Annotated in this window: 20 protein-coding genes and 3 pseudogenes; 6 read left to right on the top strand and 17 right to left on the bottom strand. The window is 67.3% G+C overall.

What is annotated here, in order from left to right; all coding sequences use genetic code 11:
* The coding region (gene ltrA / locus ACFV6H_RS33925; protein ID WP_385550146.1) for a group II intron reverse transcriptase/maturase at positions 1 to 1,250 on the bottom strand (1,250 nt) is incomplete at its 3' end.
* 650 nt (positions 1,251 to 1,900) lie between these two features.
* Positions 1,901 to 2,737, bottom strand: a pseudogene (locus ACFV6H_RS33930) (RNA-guided endonuclease InsQ/TnpB family protein); the annotation flags it as partial.
* 23 nt (positions 2,738 to 2,760) lie between these two features.
* Here ACFV6H_RS33930 and tnpA point away from each other — a divergent pair.
* Both tnpA and ACFV6H_RS33940 read left to right on the top strand, forming a co-directional pair.
* A complete protein-coding gene (tnpA, locus tag ACFV6H_RS33935) occupies positions 2,761 to 3,177 on the top strand; it encodes an IS200/IS605 family transposase (protein WP_385550149.1) in 417 nt (138 codons plus the stop codon).
* A 402-nt stretch (positions 3,178 to 3,579) separates the two neighbouring features.
* On the top strand, positions 3,580 to 3,984 hold the full coding sequence (locus ACFV6H_RS33940; RefSeq protein WP_385550152.1) for an SDR family NAD(P)-dependent oxidoreductase: 405 nt from the start codon (positions 3,580 to 3,582) through the stop codon (positions 3,982 to 3,984).
* Between the two features lie 119 nt (positions 3,985 to 4,103).
* Here ACFV6H_RS33940 and ACFV6H_RS33945 read toward each other — a convergent pair whose 3' ends face one another.
* From ACFV6H_RS33945 to ACFV6H_RS33960, 4 genes and pseudogenes are all read right to left on the bottom strand, one after another.
* Entirely contained in the window at positions 4,104 to 4,799 is a 696-nt protein-coding gene (locus ACFV6H_RS33945; RefSeq protein WP_385550155.1) for a type 1 glutamine amidotransferase domain-containing protein, read from the bottom strand.
* 137 nt (positions 4,800 to 4,936) lie between these two features.
* Entirely contained in the window at positions 4,937 to 5,209 is a 273-nt protein-coding gene (locus ACFV6H_RS33950) for a hypothetical protein (protein ID WP_385550158.1), read from the bottom strand.
* Positions 5,210 to 5,457: 248 nt separating this feature from the next.
* Positions 5,458 to 5,667 carry a hypothetical protein gene (locus tag ACFV6H_RS33955; RefSeq protein WP_385550411.1) on the bottom strand — a complete coding sequence of 70 codons (210 nt, stop codon included), beginning with the start codon at positions 5,665 to 5,667 and terminating at the stop codon, positions 5,458 to 5,460.
* Positions 5,598 to 5,774: pseudogene (locus tag ACFV6H_RS33960) on the bottom strand (disulfide bond formation protein DsbA); the annotation flags it as partial. The pseudogene ACFV6H_RS33960 and the gene ACFV6H_RS33955, both read right to left, overlap by 70 nt.
* Before the next feature lie 336 nt (positions 5,775 to 6,110).
* Between ACFV6H_RS33960 and ACFV6H_RS33965 the strand changes: the two are divergent.
* Positions 6,111 to 6,503 (top strand): heme-binding protein, encoded by a 393-nt coding sequence (locus ACFV6H_RS33965; RefSeq protein WP_384985955.1) that lies wholly within the window; start codon positions 6,111 to 6,113, stop codon positions 6,501 to 6,503.
* 119 nt (positions 6,504 to 6,622) lie between these two features.
* Here the strand turns inward: ACFV6H_RS33965 and ACFV6H_RS33970 are convergent, their stop codons facing one another.
* From ACFV6H_RS33970 to ACFV6H_RS33985, 4 genes and pseudogenes are all read right to left on the bottom strand, one after another.
* The gene (locus tag ACFV6H_RS33970; RefSeq protein WP_385550161.1) at positions 6,623 to 6,892 is read right to left on the bottom strand and encodes a hypothetical protein; all 270 of its coding nucleotides are present in this window, start codon (positions 6,890 to 6,892) and stop codon (positions 6,623 to 6,625) included.
* A 638-nt stretch (positions 6,893 to 7,530) separates the two neighbouring features.
* Positions 7,531 to 8,181 (bottom strand): cysteine hydrolase family protein, encoded by a 651-nt coding sequence (locus tag ACFV6H_RS33975; RefSeq protein WP_385550164.1) that lies wholly within the window; start codon positions 8,179 to 8,181, stop codon positions 7,531 to 7,533.
* A gap of 335 nt (positions 8,182 to 8,516) precedes the next feature.
* The gene (locus ACFV6H_RS33980) at positions 8,517 to 8,642 is read right to left on the bottom strand and encodes a hypothetical protein (RefSeq protein WP_385550167.1); all 126 of its coding nucleotides are present in this window, start codon (positions 8,640 to 8,642) and stop codon (positions 8,517 to 8,519) included.
* Between the two features lie 42 nt (positions 8,643 to 8,684).
* Positions 8,685 to 8,960: pseudogene (locus ACFV6H_RS33985) on the bottom strand (TetR-like C-terminal domain-containing protein); the annotation flags it as partial.
* A gap of 596 nt (positions 8,961 to 9,556) precedes the next feature.
* On the opposite strand from ACFV6H_RS33985, the gene ACFV6H_RS33990 reads away from it, so the two are divergent.
* The gene (locus ACFV6H_RS33990) at positions 9,557 to 9,853 is read left to right on the top strand and encodes a hypothetical protein (RefSeq protein WP_385550170.1); all 297 of its coding nucleotides are present in this window, start codon (positions 9,557 to 9,559) and stop codon (positions 9,851 to 9,853) included.
* A gap of 108 nt (positions 9,854 to 9,961) precedes the next feature.
* On the opposite strand, the gene ACFV6H_RS33995 is transcribed toward ACFV6H_RS33990, so the two are convergent.
* The 7 genes from ACFV6H_RS33995 to ACFV6H_RS34025 all read right to left on the bottom strand — a co-directional run bounded on the left by ACFV6H_RS33995 (position 9,962) and on the right by ACFV6H_RS34025 (position 18,557).
* Positions 9,962 to 10,285, bottom strand: coding sequence for a hypothetical protein (locus tag ACFV6H_RS33995; RefSeq protein WP_385550173.1), 324 nt, complete (start codon positions 10,283 to 10,285; stop codon positions 9,962 to 9,964).
* A gap of 233 nt (positions 10,286 to 10,518) precedes the next feature.
* Entirely contained in the window at positions 10,519 to 11,739 is a 1,221-nt protein-coding gene (locus ACFV6H_RS34000) for a cytochrome P450 (RefSeq protein WP_385550176.1), read from the bottom strand.
* A 550-nt stretch (positions 11,740 to 12,289) separates the two neighbouring features.
* On the bottom strand, positions 12,290 to 13,282 hold the full coding sequence (locus ACFV6H_RS34005; RefSeq protein WP_385550179.1) for an XdhC family protein: 993 nt from the start codon (positions 13,280 to 13,282) through the stop codon (positions 12,290 to 12,292).
* A 105-nt stretch (positions 13,283 to 13,387) separates the two neighbouring features.
* Positions 13,388 to 15,472, bottom strand: coding sequence for a xanthine dehydrogenase family protein molybdopterin-binding subunit (locus ACFV6H_RS34010; RefSeq protein ID WP_385550413.1), 2,085 nt, complete (start codon positions 15,470 to 15,472; stop codon positions 13,388 to 13,390).
* Positions 15,473 to 15,704: 232 nt separating this feature from the next.
* Entirely contained in the window at positions 15,705 to 16,694 is a 990-nt protein-coding gene (locus ACFV6H_RS34015; protein ID WP_385550181.1) for an FAD binding domain-containing protein, read from the bottom strand.
* A complete protein-coding gene (locus tag ACFV6H_RS34020; protein WP_385550183.1) occupies positions 16,691 to 17,233 on the bottom strand; it encodes a (2Fe-2S)-binding protein in 543 nt (180 codons plus the stop codon). The genes ACFV6H_RS34015 and ACFV6H_RS34020 overlap by 4 nt, the downstream gene beginning before the upstream one ends.
* 418 nt (positions 17,234 to 17,651) lie before the next feature.
* Positions 17,652 to 18,557: an AraC family transcriptional regulator N-terminal domain-containing protein gene (locus tag ACFV6H_RS34025; RefSeq protein ID WP_384985969.1), complete on the bottom strand. Its 906-nt coding sequence runs from the start codon at positions 18,555 to 18,557 to the stop codon at positions 17,652 to 17,654.
* 193 nt (positions 18,558 to 18,750) lie between these two features.
* Here ACFV6H_RS34025 and ACFV6H_RS34030 point away from each other — a divergent pair, with 193 nt between their 5' ends.
* Both ACFV6H_RS34030 and ACFV6H_RS34035 read left to right on the top strand, forming a co-directional pair.
* The gene (locus ACFV6H_RS34030) at positions 18,751 to 19,068 is read left to right on the top strand and encodes a putative quinol monooxygenase (RefSeq protein WP_385550186.1); all 318 of its coding nucleotides are present in this window, start codon (positions 18,751 to 18,753) and stop codon (positions 19,066 to 19,068) included.
* A 94-nt stretch (positions 19,069 to 19,162) separates the two neighbouring features.
* Positions 19,163 to 20,185, top strand: a complete 1,023-nt coding sequence (locus ACFV6H_RS34035; protein ID WP_385550189.1) for an alpha/beta hydrolase — start codon at positions 19,163 to 19,165, stop codon at positions 20,183 to 20,185.
* Position 20,186 lies beyond the last annotated feature (1 nt).

A 20,186-nucleotide genomic window follows, 5' to 3' on the forward strand; every position in this document is an offset into this window, starting at 1 on the left:
GTGAGCTTGAACACATAGTGGTCCAGCGCGGCGAACACCTTGCTGGACACCACTGTCCGGTAGTAGGCCGACCATCCTCTGATGATGGGAGTCAGCTTCAGCATGACTGCGGCATTGTTAGACCCGTTCAGGGTCATCATTACCGCTTTCAGCCTGGCCCGGACCCTCTTGATGGCCTCCTTGCTCGGTTTGACAAGTGTCTTGCTTCCGTACCGCCTGACGTTGAACCCCAGGAAATCGAACCCCTCAGCGAGGTGGACGATTCTGGTCTTCTCTTCATTAAAGCGAAGACCTCGGGGGGACAACCACTCACCGAGCATGACCCTGACCCGCTGTGCTTGCTCCTCGCTGTGACAGAGCGCGACGAAATCGTCTGCGTAGCGCACAAGGATCGGAGTGCCTTCTGCCGCGATGGGGTCACGTTGTCGTCCCCCGCTGCGATAGCGGCACCCGGCGGCCACCTCCATTCCGTGAAGAGCGACATTCAGCAACAAAGGACTGATCACCCCGCCCTGCGGGGTGCCTTCCTCGGTCGGGGCGTATCGGCCGCGATCCATGACCCCGGCTTTCAGCCAGTCGCGGACCAGCCCCCGTGCGGGGAACTGCCCGACGGCCTTCAGCAGGTGGTCGTGGCTGATGCGGTCGAACGCCGCTGCCAGGTCGGCATCGAGTACCCACAGGCGTTTCGCGTCCTTGCGGGCGGTGGCGCCGAAGATGGCCTCGATCGCGTCATGGCAGCCCCGGCCGGGACGGAAGCCGTACGACCTCGCCTCGAACCGGGCCTCCCACTCGGGCTCCAGCGCGTTCTTCACACGGGCCTGGAGTGCCCGGTCCCGAAGGACCGGAATACCGAGTGGTCGTTGCTTCCCATTGCTCTTCGGGATGTACACACGCTTGACGGGCTTGGTCTTCCACGGTTCTGCGTTCCTGTGAACCTGGGCCGCCAGTTCGCCTCTTGCCTTCGGCGTTAGAGCGAGCTGTCCGTCGATACCGGCCGTCTTGCGTCCAGCGCTCTGCTGTGCGACCCGCTTCACGCTGACCAGCGTGTTGCTGCGGCTGCGCAACATGAGCTTCTGCAGATTGCGGACCTTCTTCAGGTCCCCTTCCTGCGATGCCTTGAAGATCCTGCGCCTCAGTCGCCGTACGTCTTCCTCGCACTGAGCCCAGTCGATGCTGTGCCAGTCCCAGGAGCCGTCCTTCGGTCCGTTCACCGGGACAGCCGAGTGCGAGGCGGATTGCCTCTTTCCCATCTGTTCCCCCCCCAGCGTCTAACTTGCCCGTCGGTTCGGGTCTCTTTGCGTTTCTCTTCAAAGGCCTACCTGACCCACGTCAGCTCTCTTTCGAGCCGGGCCATGGAGCCCGTATCCGGCGAGTTATGCAGGGACAGAACAGGAGTGCTGCCGTGATCTGCTTTCCCCTGGCCTTTCGGCCTGCCGGCGTTCGCTTCTTGGGGCATCCTGTTCCCGCTGAGGAGTTGGGCCTTCCTTACGGTCGGCTTACCAGCCGTCTCCGGCTGGACCTCAACGGGGTTTCCACGTTCCGCACCATCAAGATGCGACTGGTGAGGGCGCTCCCTTTACCCCGGGGCCAGTGGTGTCCGGTCCCCGCCAAGCAATCCGCGGGGGCCACCGTCCGCCTTCCAGCGTCGGGCCCTACGACTGCCGCTTGCATTGCCACCGCGCAGCCTGAGAATCACGAGGCATCATCAGGAGTTCACTTGCGTTCGCCCGTCCAGTCTTTCCCTTGCTTGTTGCCGCCCGATGGCCGGGCCGCTCTTGAGCGTGAACGCCCAGCTTCACACCCCGCCGTTACCAGCGGCGCATGTGGGCGTGGGAACGGGCCTGGACACTGGCCCGAGCCGTATCTCCGATATCTCTCCCATTCGAAATACGGCCACTTGAATGGAGCGACCTCGTGTCGCACCCGCTTGGTTCTCACGGATGATCTTCGTTGAGAGCTGATGGTGAAACTCGCGCCGTGCGTCGGCCACCCGTGTGTGAGCGCGGGCGACCTTGATGCGGGCCTTCGTCCTGTTGCTGCTGCCCTTGGTCTTACGGGACAGGCGTCGCTGTTCCTTCTTGAGTTTCTTCTCGGCGCGGCGCAGGAAGCGCGGGGCGTCGGTCTTCGTGCCGTCCGAGAGGACCGCGAAGTGGGACAGGCCAAGGTCGATACCGACCTGAGCATCCGTCCGGGGCAGGGCCTCGTCAGGGCCGGTCTCCACGACGAAGCTCGCGAAATACCTACCGGCAGCGTCCTTGACCACGGTGACCGTGGACGGCACGGAGGGAAGGACGCGGGACCACTTGACCCGCACATCGCCGATCTTCGGCAACAACAGGTCCCCGCCCGTGGTGATCTTCCACCGTGCGTTCGCGGTGAACCTGACGGCCTGCCGGCTGTCCTTGCGGCTCTTGAACCGGGGAGCGCCCATGCGCGGTCGCTTGCCCTTGAGCCCGTCGAAGAAGTTCCGGTACGCGGTATCCAGATCCCGCAGGGACTGCTGCAGCACCACGGCCGATACCTCGCCGAGCCAACCACGCCCGTCGGTCTTCTTCGCGTCGGTGATCAGCAGCTTCGACAGTTCCCCGGTCTTCGGGAACGGCGCACCCTCCACGCGGGCGGTCTCACGAGCGCGCAGCGCATCGTTGCAGACCACCCGTGAGCACCCGAACGCCCTTGCCAACGCGGAACGCCGGGGACCGTTCGGGTACAGGCGGAAGCTGTACCTGAGCTGCATGATCAGCACCATACCGTTGGTTTATGGCTGAGTATCAGAGCATCCGTACTGGCAGGCACTGCGTTTTCGCCCTCCACGCCCACTTGGTTTTCGTGACGAAGTACTGGCACGAGGTCTTCAAGGACGCGCACCTGACGCGCATGGAAGAGATCATGCGCGCCGTGTGCAAGGACTTCGAGTGCGAGCTGGTGGAGTTCAACGGCGAGAACAACCACGTGCATCTACTGGTGAACTTCCCGCCGAAAGTGGCCCTGTCCAAGCTGGTCAACTCGCTCAAGGGCGTCAGCTCACGCAGGCTCCGACAGGAATACCCGGAACTGGTCCGGCACTACTGGCGGGCTCAGCGCCTGTGGTCCGGCTCGTACTTCGCCGGGTCGGCGGGCGGGGCTCCGCTGTCGATCGTCCGTCAGTACATCGACCAGCAGAACCGCCCGCTCTAGCCTGCCGGTCAGAGCAGCATCCAGAATCGCTTCACCACCAGACTGAAGCCCGGTGCACTGCGGTTAGTCCCGGTAGCGGCCTCCTTCTGGGCAGCAACGTGATGCCGCCGGCCGCCCCGTCCGGATGGCGTGAACGGTTCTGGCTCAGATGCGCCAGGAGCGGATGCGGTCGGCCACGTCGTAGGCGTCGGTGTGCCCGGTGGATGTCGCGGGTGAGGTCGACCGGCGCGCCATACGGGGCGTTGATGCCCTCGCCCGCGGCGCCCATATAGGCCACGGCGATGCCTGGCGGTTGCAGCCACGATTGGCACAACTTGCTGGCCTCGCCACAGGACGCGACCTAGGGCTACTCCTCGCCCCGGGTCTTGCCTACGTCGCAGGATCACCTCTGCACGAGTCCTTGTGGCTCAAGATTCCCTCATAACATCCAGCCAGAAGGTCGCCATTGTCACCGGGGCTTCAGGAGGCATCGGAGCGGCCGTCGTGGAGGCTTGTCGAGGGCTCGGCTACGGCGTTACGGCGACCGGCCGCTCCATCCCGTCGTCGGATGACCGTAAGGTGCTGGCCCTTGCCGGTGATGTGACCGCGCCCGGTACCGCAGCGAGGTTGGTCGAGGCGACAACGAGACGTTTCGGCCGTGTCGACACACTGGTCAACTGTGCGGGGATCTTCGTCTCCAAACCGTTCACCGAGTACACCGATGAGGACTTGGCGTCGGTGGTGGGGGTGAACGTGCGCGGCTTCTTCGACGTTTCCCGCAGCGCCATCGGTGCAATGCTCGCGCGCGACGGCTGGGGCATGTGGTGAACACCTCCACCAGTCTCGTAAACGATGCCGATGCGCGAGTTGCAGAGGCGCTCATCTCACTCACCAAGGGCGGGCTGGGGCGCGCGGTGTCCGGGCCGCCGGGCGGCTGCCGAGCGTCCTCACTTGACAATGTCCAGCAGCCGGTCTCCCAGCACACCGGCGGAGCGAGGATTCTGTCCGGTGACGAGGTTGCGGTCCTCGACCATGAAAGGCTCCCAGATCGGGCCGCGGCTGTAATTCACGCCGACCTTCTCCTTGAGGTCCGTCTCCAGCAGCCAGGTCGCCCGGGAGGCCAGACCTACCGCCTCCTCTTCCTCGTTGCTGAAGCCGGTGACGTTGTAGCCCCTGAAGGGCGAGACGCCGTGGATTCTGGTGGCCAGCATCGCGGCCGGTGCGTGGCACACGATCGCCAGCGGGTTGCCCGATTCCAGTTGGGCGGTAAGCAGTCGGCCCGCGTCGGCGTCGAAAGCCAGGTCCGCCATCGGGCCGTGGCCGCCCGGCAGGTAGACCGCGTCGTAGTCCTCAAGGCGCACGTCCGACAGCTTGAGCGGCCGCCGCATCACTTCCGCGTCCCGGATGATCTCCTCCAGGCGGAGGGCCCCGTCTTCACCGCCCGCCATGGCCGGGCGCAGGCTCATCATGTCGACGTTCGGGGTGGTGCCGCCCGGTGTGGCGACCACCACCGAGTGGCCGGCGTCCGTGAGCAGCTTGTACGGACTCGCGAACTCCTCGGCCCAGTAACCGGTCGCGTACCTGGTGCCGTCCTTCAGTACCCAGTACGTGGCTCCGCTCACTATGAACAAGACCTTCGCCATCACTCATTCGCCTCCTGTGCGATTTAACCCGTTTGGCGAATTAAGCCACTTTGTCATGGTAGGCGCGCTTCCATTCGTTCGCATGCGTGTGGCGGCTCGACCCAGCTGAACCACCCGATGGCGCATCGTGGCCTGCCTCACCTGCGCAGGTGGCCGGTGGGTCGGCGGTGGCGCAGGCGCTTGTCCCGGATGAGTGGGCCGGGGTCGGTATAGAAGCCGTCGGGGTGCACGCCGATGCCGGGCGGGACAATGTCGTCGATGCGGTCGAGGACGGCGTTGTCGAGTTCCAGATCGGCACGGCCAGCAGGTCGGCCAGTTGCTCGGGGCGGAGGGGACAGATCAGCACCGAGGTGACCGCTGGGCAGGGCGCCCACGAAGGCAATGGCGAGGCGGGCAAGAGGTACACCCACGTCGGCAGCCGACGCGGAGAACTCCTGGACGGCATCAGCCTTGGCCCGGACACCTGGTACGACAGATCGAACAACTTCGCGCCGTGCTCGGGTTGCGGTGCCCCGCAGTGGAGTCGACCCGCCCGAAAAACCTGCCGGAGTTCAACGAGCCGAAGATGAGCACACCCATGCGTGCGAGCCGAACGGTGAGCACCTGAGATCAGCTGAAGTCAGCGGCGCCGGTGTCGGCGCGGGTGCGCTTGATCTCATCAAAAACCCGGCGTGCCGGCGACGGCAAGCACTCCGTCCCACAGTCGGCCGGCGTCCTCTCCCTTGGGTGAGGGAGACACGACGGGACCGAAGAAGGCGATGGGATCGGCGGCGGAGCCGGAGCCCGGTACGGTGATGATCAGGTTTCGCCATTCTGTCCCACCAGAGTGAGCCCTCGACCGTGGGACGCCCGCAGCTCGTGGTCCCAGCGGTCGGCGTCACCGGAGTCCGCCAGGTCCACCGGCGATCCCGCCTCCTGCAGCGCCGCTTCCGGCGTCGCCCGGCGCGCGGGCCGCTTGTGCAGGTGATACCGGGTGCCAAGGGCCGTGGATGAGTCCGGCCACGGTCAGGACACGTCCCAACACCCACGCCTCGCCCGTCAGGACGAGGTTGTGCTCAAGCCACAGCCGTCAACGTGACAGCCGTTCAAGCCGAAGAAGAGGGGTACTGCCTGCGAACGATCGCAGAGATGGTGGTGTGCGGCAAAGCACGATGTCCATCGCTGCTCCCCCGGAATGTGCCGACCGAGACATGGAACCACTGCTTCAGTACCCGTACAGCCTGTGCTGAGCACCCACAGCCAATCAACTCGCCCGCCGCGGCCCCGAGCGGACCGGCGGGGCACCGCAAACACCGGAAAGGACCTGAGACAGTGACTGATCTGACGCTGCAGGAGGCGATGGACCGCACGGCCGCGGGCATCGCCAAGGCAACCGAGATGGGCGTGCCCATGAACATCGCCGTGGTGGATGCCGGCGGTCATCTGCTGCACTTCTCCAGGATGGAGGACGCCTGGCTGGGCTCCATCGACATCGCGATCCGTAAGGCGAGGACGGCCGCCTTCTTCAAGATGCCGTCAGCGGCGATCGGCAAGCTGTCACAGCCCGGCGGCGATCTGTACAACATCGAGGTCACCAACGGCGGCCTGGTGACCTTCGGCGGCGGCCTGCCCATTGTCAGCGGCGGCCGCGTCATCGGCGCCGTCGGCGCCTCCGGCGGTCAGGTAGCCGAGGACACCGCGGTTGCCGAGGCGTGCCTCGCCTGACACGACCGGCGAAACTGCTCTGCTGCGTGAAGATGAACAGCCCGCGTTTCATGGGGTTTGGCGACACGGGCGCTGACCCGACCGGCCTGGTTCCGGATCCCCGCGCGCCGGTGAGCGCATCAGCCCGCACCCGGGTCTCCGCCACCGCCGACGCGGAGCGCGTTCCGACAGCCGTCACGGTGCATCAAGTCCCGCACCCCATCCGCGAACCGAGAATGGTGCAGGGCGTCCAACTGGGTCAGCCGGTATCGCAGGCCGTCTGCGCGTACCGCTTCCCACTGCGCTCTCTGCTGCTTCTGGCAGAGTAAGCCGCCGCCAGCCGACACCGCGAGCGTGCCGAGGACGATCTGGACCCGCCAGTGGGCCAGCAGCCAGTTGGTGATGGCCATGGCTGCAGCAACGAGGAGACCAATCAGCCGGTCGTCTGCGCGCTGCGGCCGCTTGCCCGACCTCCCGGTACGCGCCGCGCCGGCGGGCGCCTGGCCGTTGCCGCCCGCCGCTGCCGCACGCGGGGGCTCATCGGCTGGCCTGCGTAACACCGTTCACGAGTTGCCCCAGGCCGTTCTTCAGGGCGGTCCGCTCGGCCAAGTCGTCGGCGACGGCGTCGAGCCGGTCGGCAATCCGAGGCCGCTCGTTCGGCCAGCGTGGTGTGGTTGTAGCTGTCGAACGCGTCGTTGGCCAGACATGCGGCCCGGTCGGCCTCCGCCGTACCTCCGAGTGCGAACTCGGGGTCGATCTCCCGACCTGTCGCCGGATTGAGGGGTTTTCGTCACCGTGATCGCTCCATCGAAGAGGACGGATACGGCGGCCGACCATCCAAAAGACCGCGTGTCGCCGATAGGGGCGGGACTTCGACATCCCGGCCCCGCCGTCGCGAGCCGGACTCCGTCAGCGTTGACGTAAAGGCGAAGGCGCATATCTGCACCGTCGACGCCGGCTTCGCCGCTCGGCACGACAACGGCGGTGACCATTGTCCGCGGCGGAACTCCGCCACGCCTCGTCGGTCCGCACCCGGGATCGCGTCAGGTCATGAGGCCGCTGCATGAGGCTGCGGCTGCACAATGCCGACGAACTCGTCGGTGGTAAGGATCGCGTGGGCGTACTGTGGAGCGTTGATGTCGAACGTGGCAGACATCTCCTCCCACTTGAAGGCGCCGATGGCGTCTCGGATGAGGGTCACGTGATATCCGAGTTCCTGGCCGAAGCGCGCGGTCGTGTCCACGCAAGTGTTCGCCTTCATGCCGATGAGCACGACTTTACGGATGCCGTGCTGCTTAAGCATGAGGTCCAGATCTGTATTCGCGAAGCCGCTCGAGGACCAGTGCTGGTTCATGACCAGCTCGCGTTCGCGCGGCCGGAAGTCCGGGTGCCACTCTGCTCCCCAGCTGCCCTTGGCGAAGGTCTGCGCCTTGATGATGCGTTTCTGCGTCGGAGACAGATGGTCCCACGTGAGGTAGTCGCTCGGGACCGTCTGGTGATGAGGCACGATAAAAACCTGAAGGCCCTGGTCGCGGGCCGCGGCCAGCACGGTCCGCATGTGTGCGATGAGGTCGACGCCCTCAGCTACTTCCTTGGCCTGCGGCCACAGTTTTCCACCCTCGGAAAGAAAATCGTTGTACGGATCAATGATGAGCAGAGCCGTTTCGTCCGGCAGGTAGGTCACATCTTTGGCGTTCATCGGTTTCTCAATCCCGTCCTGCATCGCGTGGCGGACAACATCGCGGATCGACCGGAAGCCCTGCGAGACGACAGCTCGGTGCGCTCTCTGAGCCCTGAAATGAGCCTTCACAGTCTTGCGACACCGGCCTCACCGGTCGGAGCGAACCTTTGCCATGAGAATTCCTCCACGTCGGTTGTATCTGTCGCCACACCACCGTGCCATCGTGCGAGGAATTCCGGCCCCACCCTGGGCGCCGTGGCAGGCGGGACCTCATCCCGCTCATCACTTTCCAGCCTCTCACTTTCGCAAAGCTCGTGCATCTGGCTGGAACCCCGGATCCCGGCCTCGAATTATCACAGCGGACGCAGCTGTGCGGCCGCGTAGCGTGACGTGCCGCCTCCGCCGCATCCGACGAGTGCGGAGCTCAGCGCCAGGTCATCGACAGCGTCGATGCCGAAGGTCATGTGCGGTGCGGTCATGTCGCTCGTCGCCTGCTCGCGTGCCGGGTGGGTCTCGGACTGTCAGCGGCGCGAGACCGCGCCCCGTAGAGCCGTGGCCAGGATCTGCTGTGTCCGGCACTGGGTGAGTGGCAGGTGGCCGATGAGGAGCCGGTAGTACAGGGCTCCGCAGACGAGATCGATCAAGGTGTCGGCGTCGGTGTGCGGGGCGAGTTGCCCGTTGCTGATGGCTTGGTCGACGTGGGCCTCGATGTCGACGCGTCGGGGCTGGTGAAAGCGGGTCAGGTAGACCTCGCATACGCCTTCGCCGGCCTGGGCGGCCCCCATGACCGTGCGGGCCGTTGAGGAAGCGCACGACGGCGTTGAACCGGCGTCCCCAGTCGTGGACGAAGTCGCTTGTGTCCTGCCCGGTCAGTGATGGCTCGACGACGTTCAGGAGGCCGTCGACGAGTACCTCGCCGGGGTGGGACCACCAGCGGTAGACGGTGACCTTGCTGACGCCGGCCCGGGTGGTGATGCCTTCCATGCTGAGTTTGCCGAGCCCGTCGGACTCGACGATTGATGTTCAATCTCGCGGTCGAACTCCGCGGCTTGGTCGGCGTCCATGGTGGCGCGGATCGCTGCAATGATGCCGGGGAGCTCCGTTCCGGCCGTACGGACCGGTGACCTTGTGGGATACCTGAGGATCTCGGCCGCCGATCAGAACCCCGATCATCAGGTCGACGCCCCGCTCCGGGCAGGTGTCGGGATGTCCTGCAACCATCCGCACTCCACCTGCGCCTGATCGCGGGCCTGCCGGCGGCCGATTATGAGATCGACGAAGGTCCCGCAGCCGATCGCGGCAGCGCTGATGATTCCTCATTGTTCTGAGACGCCGGCCATCCTCCACGGCAGACAAGAGTCCGAGACTGGAGCGGGTTGGCTAGGGTGAGGGCATGGACGGTTTCAGGGTCACATACACGGTCGAGTGCGCTCAGTCGCTGGCGGAGCTGTCCCCTGAGCGCCGGGCGCTCATCGACCGTGGCCTCGCTGTCCTCGCGAGGAACCCGTACCACAAGGCCACCGCACCCATCGGCACTCATGAGGACAACCGGAAAGCGCAGGTCGCGCCTGGGGTCCTGATCGAGTACGTGATCGCGCACGCGGTGATGGTCGTGGTGGTGCTGACCGTGTTCGACGACGGCCTGTACCTGCTCGCCGACGACGAACTGGGCAGCGGCGGAGACAACTGACTCGGCTTGCCCCGGCACCTGCGCGGCTGGTCCCGAGTACCCGTGTCCGGCGTGCATGAGGACGTCGCCACCGGCGGCCGGGACGGCCCAGGCGCTCGGTCACGGTCCCTACGCCGAGCGGGTCGCGGCCGTCACGCCGCGAGTTCCGGCGCCGCGACTTCTCCTTGCGGCCGCCGTATTCTTCTTCGCCGCCTCCCGGGCCGCTACCAGGGCCTGACGCGCGGGATCGACCCCGCTCAGCTCCGCCTCGGCCTCGGGCGTGCGGACCAGCATCGCCAGCACGCACCGTCGGCACTCCGGCTCTGCCTGGAGCGCGGTGAACGCCGGCGCGGGCGCTGTCGCCACCGGGTCCGCGTCCAGCTCGACCAGGTCCATCAGCGCCAGGAACTCCTTCTGGGCGGCGGCCGCGTCGGCCTCCAGCGAGGCCCGCACATCGGCGGTGATGGCGGCGACATCCGCAGGTCCTGATCGCCTGGAGGCACGACCGGCACAGCCCGTCAGGGTTCAGGTTCGCCTCATACCTGCACCGTGGGCACACGCCTCGCTCGCGGTACTTCCAGCGCGGCAGTGGAAGTCGGCGCCGCGCCTGGAAAATCGGCGAGAGTCTGGTTCCCCCGCCCTCGCCCTTGTCCGGGACCAGGCAGAGTTCGCGTTTCGGTGGGGAGTCACACGGGGGTTGCTGGAGCTCTGGGATGGGGGATGACGTGGAGCTGGGCGGGGCCGTTGAGGGAGAGCGAGGGGACGGGGGCAGGCCGCTGGTCGGGGTGGGCGAGAGTGAGGTGTGGCAGGCGGGCGAACAGGGTGGTCAGAGCGACGTGGGTCTCTGCCCGGGCGAGGTGGGCGCCGAGGCAGAAGTGGGGGCCGTGTCCGAAGGCAAGGTGTTCTTTTCCGCTTCGGGTGGGATCGAACGTGTCTGGCCTGTCCGGGTGGATCTCGGGGTCACGTCCGGCGGCCGCGAAGGCGATGATGACCGGTTCGCCCCTGCCGATGACGACGCCTTCGCCGAGGTCGATGTCTTCGATGGCGTAGCGCATCGGGTGGTGCATGATCGGGCCGTTGTGGCGCAGCGTCTCTTCGATCACGTCATCCCAGCTGACTGTGCCCTGGTGGAGATGGACAAGGTGTTCGGGCCGCGAGAGCAGGGCGTGGACGGCGCTGGTGATGAGGTTGACGGCTGTCTCGTATCCTGCGGCGAGCATGAGGAAGAGATGGTCGAGCAGTTCCTTGTCGGTCAGTGGCGCCTCACCGTCTGCGGACGGGGTGACCAGGTCGCTGGTGAAGTCGGAACCGGGATGCGCCCTCTTGTGCTCCAGCAACTCGGCGAGCCGTGTGTAAAGTTCGGCCAGGCGGGCTTGTCCCTGCTCGGGGCTTGCCGTGGTGTCCATCAGCGCGTCGATGGAGGCGCCGAGGTTTTCCCGGAGGGCGTCGGGGACACCGAACAGGTCGCAGATGACCGTCATGGTCAGGGGCAGGGACAGTGTGCGCCGGATGTCGGCACTCCGGCCGGGTGGCAGGGAGTGGAGCGCTTCGACCAGACGGTCCGCAGTCGCCTGGATCTGCGGACGCATTGCCTCCACCCGTCGCGGTGAGAACGACGGGGCCATTCTGCGGCGTAACCTGCGGTGCTCCTCGCCGTAGGTGTTCAGGAAGTTCTGCATGAGGGCGGAGACCGCAAGGGGCCAGCCCTCGGGTACGTCGGCGAGGCCGGGCCAGTGCCGACGAGGATCGCGGGAGACGCGGGGGTCGTTGGTCAGTTTTTGGATGACGCTGTGGCGCGTGACCGACCAGGCGCGGACACCCCCCGGGAGTTCGACCGCGGTTGCCGGGCCCATGGCGCGCAGGACAGCCGCGTCGGCGTGGGCCGCACGGGCGGTGGGATCCAGCACAGGACACCGAGAATCGAATAAAGCAGACATATTGCGCTCCTCTCGGCTGCCGTGCCCGCCGCGCGCACATCGCAGCCGTCGATGTCGGAATCAGCAGGGCCCGGAACCGCCGACCCGCACAGCGTCGGGCTTGTCCTCTTTCTTCTACGCGACGATCCGGAGCCTGGCAACGGTGACGAACACGCCACGCACATATGCTGAACCGGGCCGCAAGCGAACAACCAACGCCCTCAAAAACTTTCGGGCCGTGGCAACCCCTGCGTCTTCCATGGCACTGTCACCGCGACCAGCCGTGGCTCCGCTCCCGGTCCATGGCCGATCACGTCCGATCCACCGTGGCTTACCGCAGGACGGGAAGGTCGGCGGACATGTATTCGTCCGCGATGTTGAACACACTGGCGCAGCGAGGGCATCCGGCCTTGCCGAAGAGATGAGCGATTCCGTCGGCGAACGCCTCTTCCCCGTCGACGGCCTCGCGGCGCCGATGGAGGTGCAGGCCGCGCCGGTGTCACTGGTGGTGATGGCGAGCGCGGTGTACACCTTGATCGTGTCACGCGCTTTGTGCGTGCGCCGTGGCCGTTGTGGCGCGGATGGGCAGGTGGCCGTCGCGCAGTCGGCGTCCGTTGCGTCCGTTGTTCACCGCGACGAGCTCGGCGAGGATGGACAGGGCGCTCTCGGCGAGGGAGGTTCCGCCGAGGTCGAGGCCTGCCGGGCCGTTGAGGCGGTCCAGTCCCGGGATGTCGGCCAGGCGTCGCAGGCGTTGTGCGTGGGTGGCCCGGCTGCCCAGGGCGGCGATGTATCCGGCCGGGCCGGCCAGGGCGGCACGGATGGCGCGGTCGTCGATGCGCGGGTCGTGGCTGAGCGTGACGACCGCGTCGTCGGCGTGGAGCGGGTGGCGGGTGATCCAGTCGTCGGGCCAGGCGCGGATGGTCGTGACGGTGTCGGGGAAGGCGCCGGCTGCGATGTGGCCTGGCCGGGGGTCGAGGACAACGGTCCTGCGGTGCAACGGGCCTGCCAGGGTGGCCAGGATCGCTGCGAGATCCGTGGCACCGACCAGCAGCAGCCGCGGCCGTCTCGTCAGCTCTTCCACGAAGGCGGGTCCGCTGTCGGGCAGTTGATCCGTGCTCGCGGCCACCGACCAGGTGTACGGGGGCTGAAGAGCGACCCGTACCGCGAGTGGACGGTCCTCGGCCAGTGCCGTGGTGATCGCGGAGTGAACCGGCTCGGGCGGCGCGGCAGCGATCTGGACCCGCAGTTCTCCGGCACAGGCCGGCGCGTCCTCCCACGGCAGCAGGTGCTCTCCGGGTGCCACGGTGGTCACATGCGGTGCGGCTCCCGCCAGAACGTCGCGGGCCGCGTCGAGGATGATGCCCTCGACGCAGCCGCCCGACAGCGAGCCTCGCCATGTACCGTCCCCGGCGACTGCCATCGTGGCGCCGAGTGGTCGTGACGCGGGCCCGTCGCGGTCCACCAGGCGGGCCAGCACGACCGGCCGGCCCGCACGCCGGTGGGCGTCGATGTACGGCCAGACTTCACGCAGCATCCATGCCTCCTGTACGCAGCATCTATGCCTCCTGTCCTGGCAGGCCCGACAGCGAAACCGATCCGGCGGTCCTTCGGCTCGGCGCGGACCTTGGACGCGGATGAGTCATCGCAGAGGCTGCTCTTCCAGTACGCGGTCGAGACGGACCGGGAGAGTCCGCTGGCGGACTCCCGTGGCGTGCCAGACGGCGTTCGCGATCGCGGCCGCGGTGCCGACGGTGCCGATCTCTCCCACGCCTTTGATGCCTGACGGGTCGCCAGGTTCGTAGTCGGGTACGAAGTCGGCTTCGATGTCGGGGACGTCGGCGTGTGCGGCGATGTGGTATCCGGCGAGGTCCGCGTTGATGTGCCGACCCGTGGCCGGATCACGGACGCCTTCTTCGTGCAGGGCCATCGACAGCCCCATGACCATTCCTCCCACGAGCTGGCTGCGTGCGAGGAGCGGATTGATCACGCGGCCCACGGCGAACATCCCCAGCAGCCGCCGCACGCGCACCTCGCCGGTCGCGGGATCGACGGTCACTTCGCAGAACACGGCACTGTAGGAGTGCCGTTCCATGAGGGGCAGCTCGCCGAGCGACTCGGTGGTGTCGGCCGAAACGGTCAGCGGCAGCGTGGCGTCGTCCATTTGGGAACGCAGCTTCGCCGCGGCCTCGGTGATCGCCCACGCCCAGGACGTCGTCCCTCTGGATCCGCCCGCGCTCCACGCCGGACCGAGGTCGCTGTCCGCGATCAGAACGCGTATCCGCGCGGTATCGACGCGCAGCGCGTCAGCGGCCACCGCGGTCAGCGCGGTCCGTGCGCCGGTACCGATGTCGCAGGCGCCGATGGCCACGGTGAACGTCCCGTCGGTCTCGGCGGTGATCGACGCCGAGGAGGGCAGTGCCCCCGCGCCGAAGGACGTGGCCGCCATTCCGGTGCCGACAAGCAGATGTCCCTCCGTCCGCATCCGTGGGCGGTGGTCACGTGTGGCCCAGCCGAACCGGCGAGCGCCCTCCCGCAGACACGGGACGAGGTTGCGGCGGCTGAACGGAAGACCGGATACGGGGCCGACGGCGGGCTCGTTGCGCAGCCGGAGTTCGAGAGGGTCCATGCACAGCCGCTCCGCCACCTCGTCCATGGCGGATTCGAGCGCGAACGAACCCGGCGTCGCACCGGGCCCACGCAGCGAGTACGGCGGCAGGATGTCGACCGGGACCGCGGTGCGCCGGGTACGGATCGCCGGTGCCGCATAGAGCGTGTTGGACAGCTCGGTGCAGTTCTCCAGGTAGTCCGCGAGCGGCGAGACCTCGAAGGCCGACACGTGGTGGATCGCCCGCAGACGACCGTCGGCATCCGCCCCGATCCGGACCCGCTGGTCGGTCGCCGGCCGTGCCGAGACCGTCTGGAACACCTGGCTCCGGGTCAGGGTGACACGTACGGGACGGCCGAGCATCGTCGTGGCCATCACCGCCAGGACCAGCTGGGGACCACAGCCCCCCGATTTGGACCCGAAGCCGCCGCCGACGTGCGGAGCGCGGACGCGCACCTGTTTCGGGTCCAGGGAGAACAGAGTGGCCACCGTCATGGCGACCAGGAAGGGCCCCTGGTTGGAGTCGATGACCTGGAGACGCTCGTCTTCCCACCAGGCGGTCGCGGAGTGCGGCTCCATGGCGGCGCCGTGTTCCTCGGGCGTCCGGTACCGCTCGTCCACGACCACCGCGCTCACCGCCAGCTCCGCGTCCACGTCACCGACGTTCGCGTCCTCGCCGAAGAACGGTGTCGCAGGCCGGGCGGCCGGGTGCTCGAGTGAGAAGTCCACGTCATGCGGTTCCTCGTCGTACGTCACCCGCAGCGCTACGGCCGCCGACCGGGCCTGCTCCATCGTCTCCGCCATCACCAGCGCGATCGGCCGGCCGGAGTGGGGGACCTCATTGTTCTGGAGCAGGTGCATGCCGCCGTCGGGACCGAAGAACGATCCTGCCTCCAGGTTGAGCCGGGGCGCGTTGCGGTGGTCGATCACACCCAGCACACCGGGCATGCCCTCCGCGGCGGAGACATCGATGTCACGGATGTGTCCCCGGGTCACCGTGGAGGTGACGACACAGCCGAAGGCGAGGTCCCGCATCGGCTCGTCGGCGGCGTAGCGGACGCCGCCGGTGACCTTGGCCGCGCCCTCGACCCGGGGCTGTGCGGTTCCCACGACGGACATGAGCGGAATCGCCGGGGCAGTGGACGGAGCGACGGTGAAATGCCCAGTTGGTTTCTTCGCGTCCGCAGACGCGCCGGCAGAGAACGCGTTCACGCGTTGGATCTCCTTGAAAAGTCATCTCATTTGGTGAGCCTGTGGTGGCAGATGAAGGTGCGGGCGATGCTGGTGAAGCCGAGAAAGTGCTCGGCTTCACGTTCGTAGCGTCAGCAGGGCGACGGCAGCCGGCCGGTCGTCACTCGGTCCGCTCGGCGAGCTCGGTCAGGACTGCCTCGATCAGATTGCGCGCCAATGTCACCTTGTATCCGTTGTCGTTCAACGGTCGCGCGGCGGACAGCTCCGCATCGGCGGCGGCCCGGAACATGTCGGCGGTGCCCGGTCCGTCCCGCAGGACGGACTCGGCGACCCGAGCGCGCCAGGGCCGCGACGCCAGACCTCCCAAGGCGATCCGCGCACCGCGGACCGTTCCCTCGTGGACGTCCAGAGCCGCCGCGACGGACACGTTGGCGAAGGCGTAGGACGCGCGCTCGCGGACCTTGCGGTAGCGCGACCGCGGGGACACCGCGGAGGCCGGCAGGGTCACCGCGGTGATCAAGGCGCCCGGCGGCAGTACCGTCTCCTGCTGCGGCGTGTCACCGACGGGCGGGTAGAACTCCGACAGCGGAATCTCATGGACCCCGTCGAGCGTCTCGTAGTGCACGACCGCGTCGAACGCGGCCAGAGCCACTGCCATGTCCGAAGGATGGGTCGCCACACAGTGGTCGGACCAGCCGAGGATCGCGTGGTTGTGATGCTCCCCGGTGATCGCGGCACACCCGCTGCCGGGAACCCGCTTGTTGCACGGCTCCGAGGGATCGGCGAAGTAGGCACAACGGGTCCGCTGCAGCAGATTGCCGCCCGCCGTGGCCATGTTGCGCAGTTGCCCCGACGCACCCGCCAGAATTGCCTGACTCAAGGCCGGATACCGGCGGCGTACCTCAGGGTGAGCCGCGACATCACTGTTGGTCGTCGTCGCACCGATGACGAGCCCGCCGTCGGGCGCCTCATGGATGCCGTCAAGCGGCAGATGACGCACATCCACCAGCCGGGACGGCGTCTCGATCTCGCTCTTCATCAGATCGACGAGATTCGTGCCACCGCCCAGGTACCGGGCACCGGCGTTCCCGGCGACCAGGGTGAGAGCCTCCCGGACCTGCGCGGGCCGGTCATAGGCGAACTCCTTCACCTCGTCGCCTCCTTGCGGGACGCCGTTTCGAGCACGGCGCGCACGATCGACGGATACGCGCCGCAGCGGCACAGGTTGCCGCTCATCCGCTCGCGCACCTCCACCGTGTCCAGTTCGGACGCCGGGCCGTCGGGTGAGACATCGGCGGTGGCCGCACTGGGCCAGCCCGCCGCGTGCTCGGCCAGCATCCCGACAGCCGAGCAGAGCTGCCCGGGAGTGCAGTATCCGCACTGGAAACCGTCGAGCCGTACGAAAGCCTGCTGAAGCGGCTGTAGTTCACCATCCACGGCGAGACCTTCGACCGTGGTGACCTCAGCCCCGTCGGCGGCGACCGCCAGCGTCAGACAGGACACCACACGCCGGCCGTCGAGCAGAACGGTGCAGGCACCGCACTGCCCCTGATCGCAGCCCTTTTTCGGCCCTGTATGGCCGATCTGTTCCCGTAACGCGTCGAGCAGTGTCCTGCGGTTGTCGACGGCCAGTCGGTGCGTCAGACCGTTGACGTGGAGCGATATCCCGCTGTGGGTGTCGTCCGTCATCATTTCCTTTCTCCGCGTGCGGGGGATCCGCGCGCATACGGCACGGACGCCGCCAGGCACGTCCACAGCATTTACCCCGCAACAGATCCACAGGGACAGTGGATATTCAACCAGCCCAGCACAGGGATGCGTTGCACAGAACTGGCGGAGTCTTGCACAATCCTGCTCCGGGTCAGGTAGATAGTCCGACGTGCCACCGGTAAAAGCGCGTTCAAATGATCAGGCGCGCCGGCCACTTCGGCCCCGGCAAACTCGCGGTGGGCAGCAAAGAGGAACAAAGGGGAGCCCTTTGCCCGCCCCACGGGAATCGAAAAGCCTATTCAATTAGGCTCACCAGGGAAAGCGGTAGGACAATACCCGCGTCCCCTTGCACAGTTCTCTTCCACCCGAGGGCATGCCCGGCTGATGTCCCGTTACGTCAGGGAAGGACGCCCGTGGCGGTGAGCACGGTATGGCGCAGGGTGGTGGCGTCCTGGCTGGGTGGTGCGCCGAACTGGCGGCGGTATTCCCGGCTGAACTGCGACGAGCTGTCGTAGCCGACGCGGTGACCGACCCCGGTGACGTCGTTGGGATGGGTGGCCAGCAGCAGCCGGGCCTGCTGGAGCCGGATCTGCTTCTGAAACTGGATGGGGCTCATCGCGGTCACCGCCTGGAAGTTGCGGTAGAAGGCGGAAACGCTCATGCCGGACAGCTGCGCCACCTCCTCGACCTTGAACGGCTGCGCGTAGTGCTCGCGGATCCACCGCACCGCCCGCGCGACATGGCTGAGGCTGCTGTCGGCAAGGCCCAGCTGGCGCACGATGCCGCCCTGCTCACCGGTGATCAGCCGCCACAGGATCTCGCGCTTGACGAGCGGCGCGAGCACCGTCCGGTCACGGGGCTCATCGAGCAGGCGCAGCAACCGGACCACGGCGTCGAGCAGTGCGTCGGGAGCGTCGCTGACAGCGATGCCCGGCACCGCGCTCCCGCCGGAGCGGGGGGCTTCTCCCGGCCCGGCCTGGAGCAGCAGTTCGGCGACGGCGGACGGTTCCAGCGTGAGCCCGACCCCCATGGCCGGGTACTCCGGACTGGCCTCAATGAACTGGCCGGTGACGGGCAGATCGACCGAGGCGATGAGGTACTGCCCGGCGCGGTACTCGAACACCCGGTCGCCCAACGCGAGGCGTTTGGCGCCCTGCGCGATCACCGCCAGCACCGTGCCGGACATCGACGGCGCCGGCGGATCGGACCGCTCGACCTTCGAGATGAGTACGCCGTCGATGGCGGTGGTCCAGTCGGGCCGCGCATGCCGGGTCAGCAAGGTACGGAGCTCGTCGAGATGCATGCCTCAATTGCAGCACACAGCCGGGCACCTGCTCTCGAACCAGAGAGGATCGTGCAAGCGCCCGCGAGCATCGTTCTACCGTTTCCGCAGGTCACGCCGGTTGAATGGAATCACTGGAATCCAGGAGCAAGCCACTGGGCTCTCGCTCCAGGACCGCACATCCACACTCCGCCGCCCGCAGAAGAAGGTAGTCATGACCACCAACTACGGATTCAACGCCACCCTGACCGCCAAGCCCGGAATGGGTGATCAACTGGTCGACCTGCTGCTGACCGGCCTGAACGAGGGCAGCCCCGGCGCGAGCGAACACTGCGTCGTCTACCTCGTCTCCCGTTCCGCGTCGGACCCCGACGTCGTCCACGTCACCGAAGGCTGGACCAGCGAGGAGGACCACCACCGGATCTTCGCCGGCGAGGCCGCCCAGGCCATCGTGGCGCAGATCGGCGGACTGCTTGCCAAGGAGTCCGCGTACACCGACTACGTACCGGTCCGCGGCAAGGCCGCCTTCTGAGACCCCGGACCGGTCGGCCGGTCATTCCTCAATCCTCGCGATCCGGCCGCTTCCTCCCCGATCACCCGGCACAACCCGACGAAAGGTGTCCACCGTGACCCCGGCACGACCCGAACTGGACCCCGAGCTGCGCGCGCTGCTCGCCGGCATGCCCCTGCGTTCCGAGCTCGACTCCGAAGCGCTCGCACAGATCCGCCCCTTCTCATCGATGCCGGTCGAACCTCTTCTCGTAGGTCGCGCAGTCGAGCGGCGTGACGTCACCGTATCCGCCGCGGACGGCGCACAGATTCCGCTGTCGGTCTTCAGCCCCGCCGGAACCGACAGCTCCACCGGGGCACCGTGCGTCTACTGGATGCACGGCGGCGGGATGGTCATGGGGGACCGCTTCTCGCAGATCGACATCCCGCTGGAGTGGCTGGACCTGTTCGGCGCGGTCGTCATCTCCGTGGACTACCGGCTGGCGCCGGAGGCCACCGGCACAACCCTGGTCGACGACTGCTACCAGGGACTGCTCTGGATCGCCGAACACGCCACCGAACTGGGCATCGACCCCGCTCGTATCATCGTCGCGGGCGCCAGCGCCGGCGGCGGCCTCACCGCCGGGGTCACCCTCCTGGCCCGCGACCACGGCGCCCCGGCGATCGCCGCCCAGGTCCTGATCGGCCCCATGCTCGACCACCGCAACACCACCACCTCCAGCCGGCAGTACTCCGGCACACCCGGCGTCTGGACCCGCGAGATGAACGAGTTCGGCTGGCGCTCCGTACTCGGCGACATCGAGAACGAGCAGGTGCCCGGCTATGTCTCACCCGCGGTGGCCGACGACCTCTCAAACCTGCCGACCACCTACATCGACGCAGGCACGGCCGAGGTCTTCCGCGACGAGGACATCGACTACGCCACCAGGATCTGGGCAGCCGGCGGCCAGGCAGAACTGCACATCTGGGCGGGAGGCTTCCACGGATTCGACGCACTGTACCCGCAGGCCGCGGTCTCCACCGGAGCGCGCCGAACACGCAACGACTGGCTCACCCGAGTCCTGACCCCCGCCCCTGCCGATGCGGCCGAGAAAACGGCAAGTATGGGCATCCTGCCACTCCCGCCGAGCTTGCCGTAGG

Source organism: Streptomyces sp. NPDC059743, assembly GCF_042732975.1.
Lineage (GTDB): Bacteria > Actinomycetota > Actinomycetes > Streptomycetales > Streptomycetaceae > Streptomyces.

Bases quoted from the DNA above. Each gene is read 5' to 3' on its own strand.
- tnpA (WP_385550149.1), top strand. From the start codon at position 2,761: ATGGCTGAGTATCAGAGCATCCGTACTGGCAGGCACTGCGTTTTCGCC.
- ACFV6H_RS33945 (WP_385550155.1), bottom strand. From the start codon at position 4,799: ATGGCGAAGGTCTTGTTCATAGTGAGCGGAGCCACGTACTGGGTACTG.
- ACFV6H_RS33970 (WP_385550161.1), bottom strand. From the start codon at position 6,892: ATGGCCATCACCAACTGGCTGCTGGCCCACTGGCGGGTCCAGATCGTC.
- ACFV6H_RS33975 (WP_385550164.1), bottom strand. From the start codon at position 8,181: ATGAACGCCAAAGATGTGACCTACCTGCCGGACGAAACGGCTCTGCTC.
- ACFV6H_RS33980 (WP_385550167.1), bottom strand. From the start codon at position 8,642: ATGACCGCACCGCACATGACCTTCGGCATCGACGCTGTCGATGACCTG.
- ACFV6H_RS33990 (WP_385550170.1), top strand. From the start codon at position 9,557: ATGGACGGTTTCAGGGTCACATACACGGTCGAGTGCGCTCAGTCGCTG.
- ACFV6H_RS34005 (WP_385550179.1), bottom strand. From the start codon at position 13,282: ATGCTGCGTGAAGTCTGGCCGTACATCGACGCCCACCGGCGTGCGGGC.
- ACFV6H_RS34010 (WP_385550413.1), bottom strand. From the start codon at position 15,472: ATGTCCGTCGTGGGAACCGCACAGCCCCGGGTCGAGGGCGCGGCCAAG.
- ACFV6H_RS34020 (WP_385550183.1), bottom strand. From the start codon at position 17,233: ATGACGGACGACACCCACAGCGGGATATCGCTCCACGTCAACGGTCTG.
- ACFV6H_RS34025 (WP_384985969.1), bottom strand. From the start codon at position 18,557: ATGCATCTCGACGAGCTCCGTACCTTGCTGACCCGGCATGCGCGGCCC.
- ACFV6H_RS34030 (WP_385550186.1), top strand. From the start codon at position 18,751: ATGACCACCAACTACGGATTCAACGCCACCCTGACCGCCAAGCCCGGA.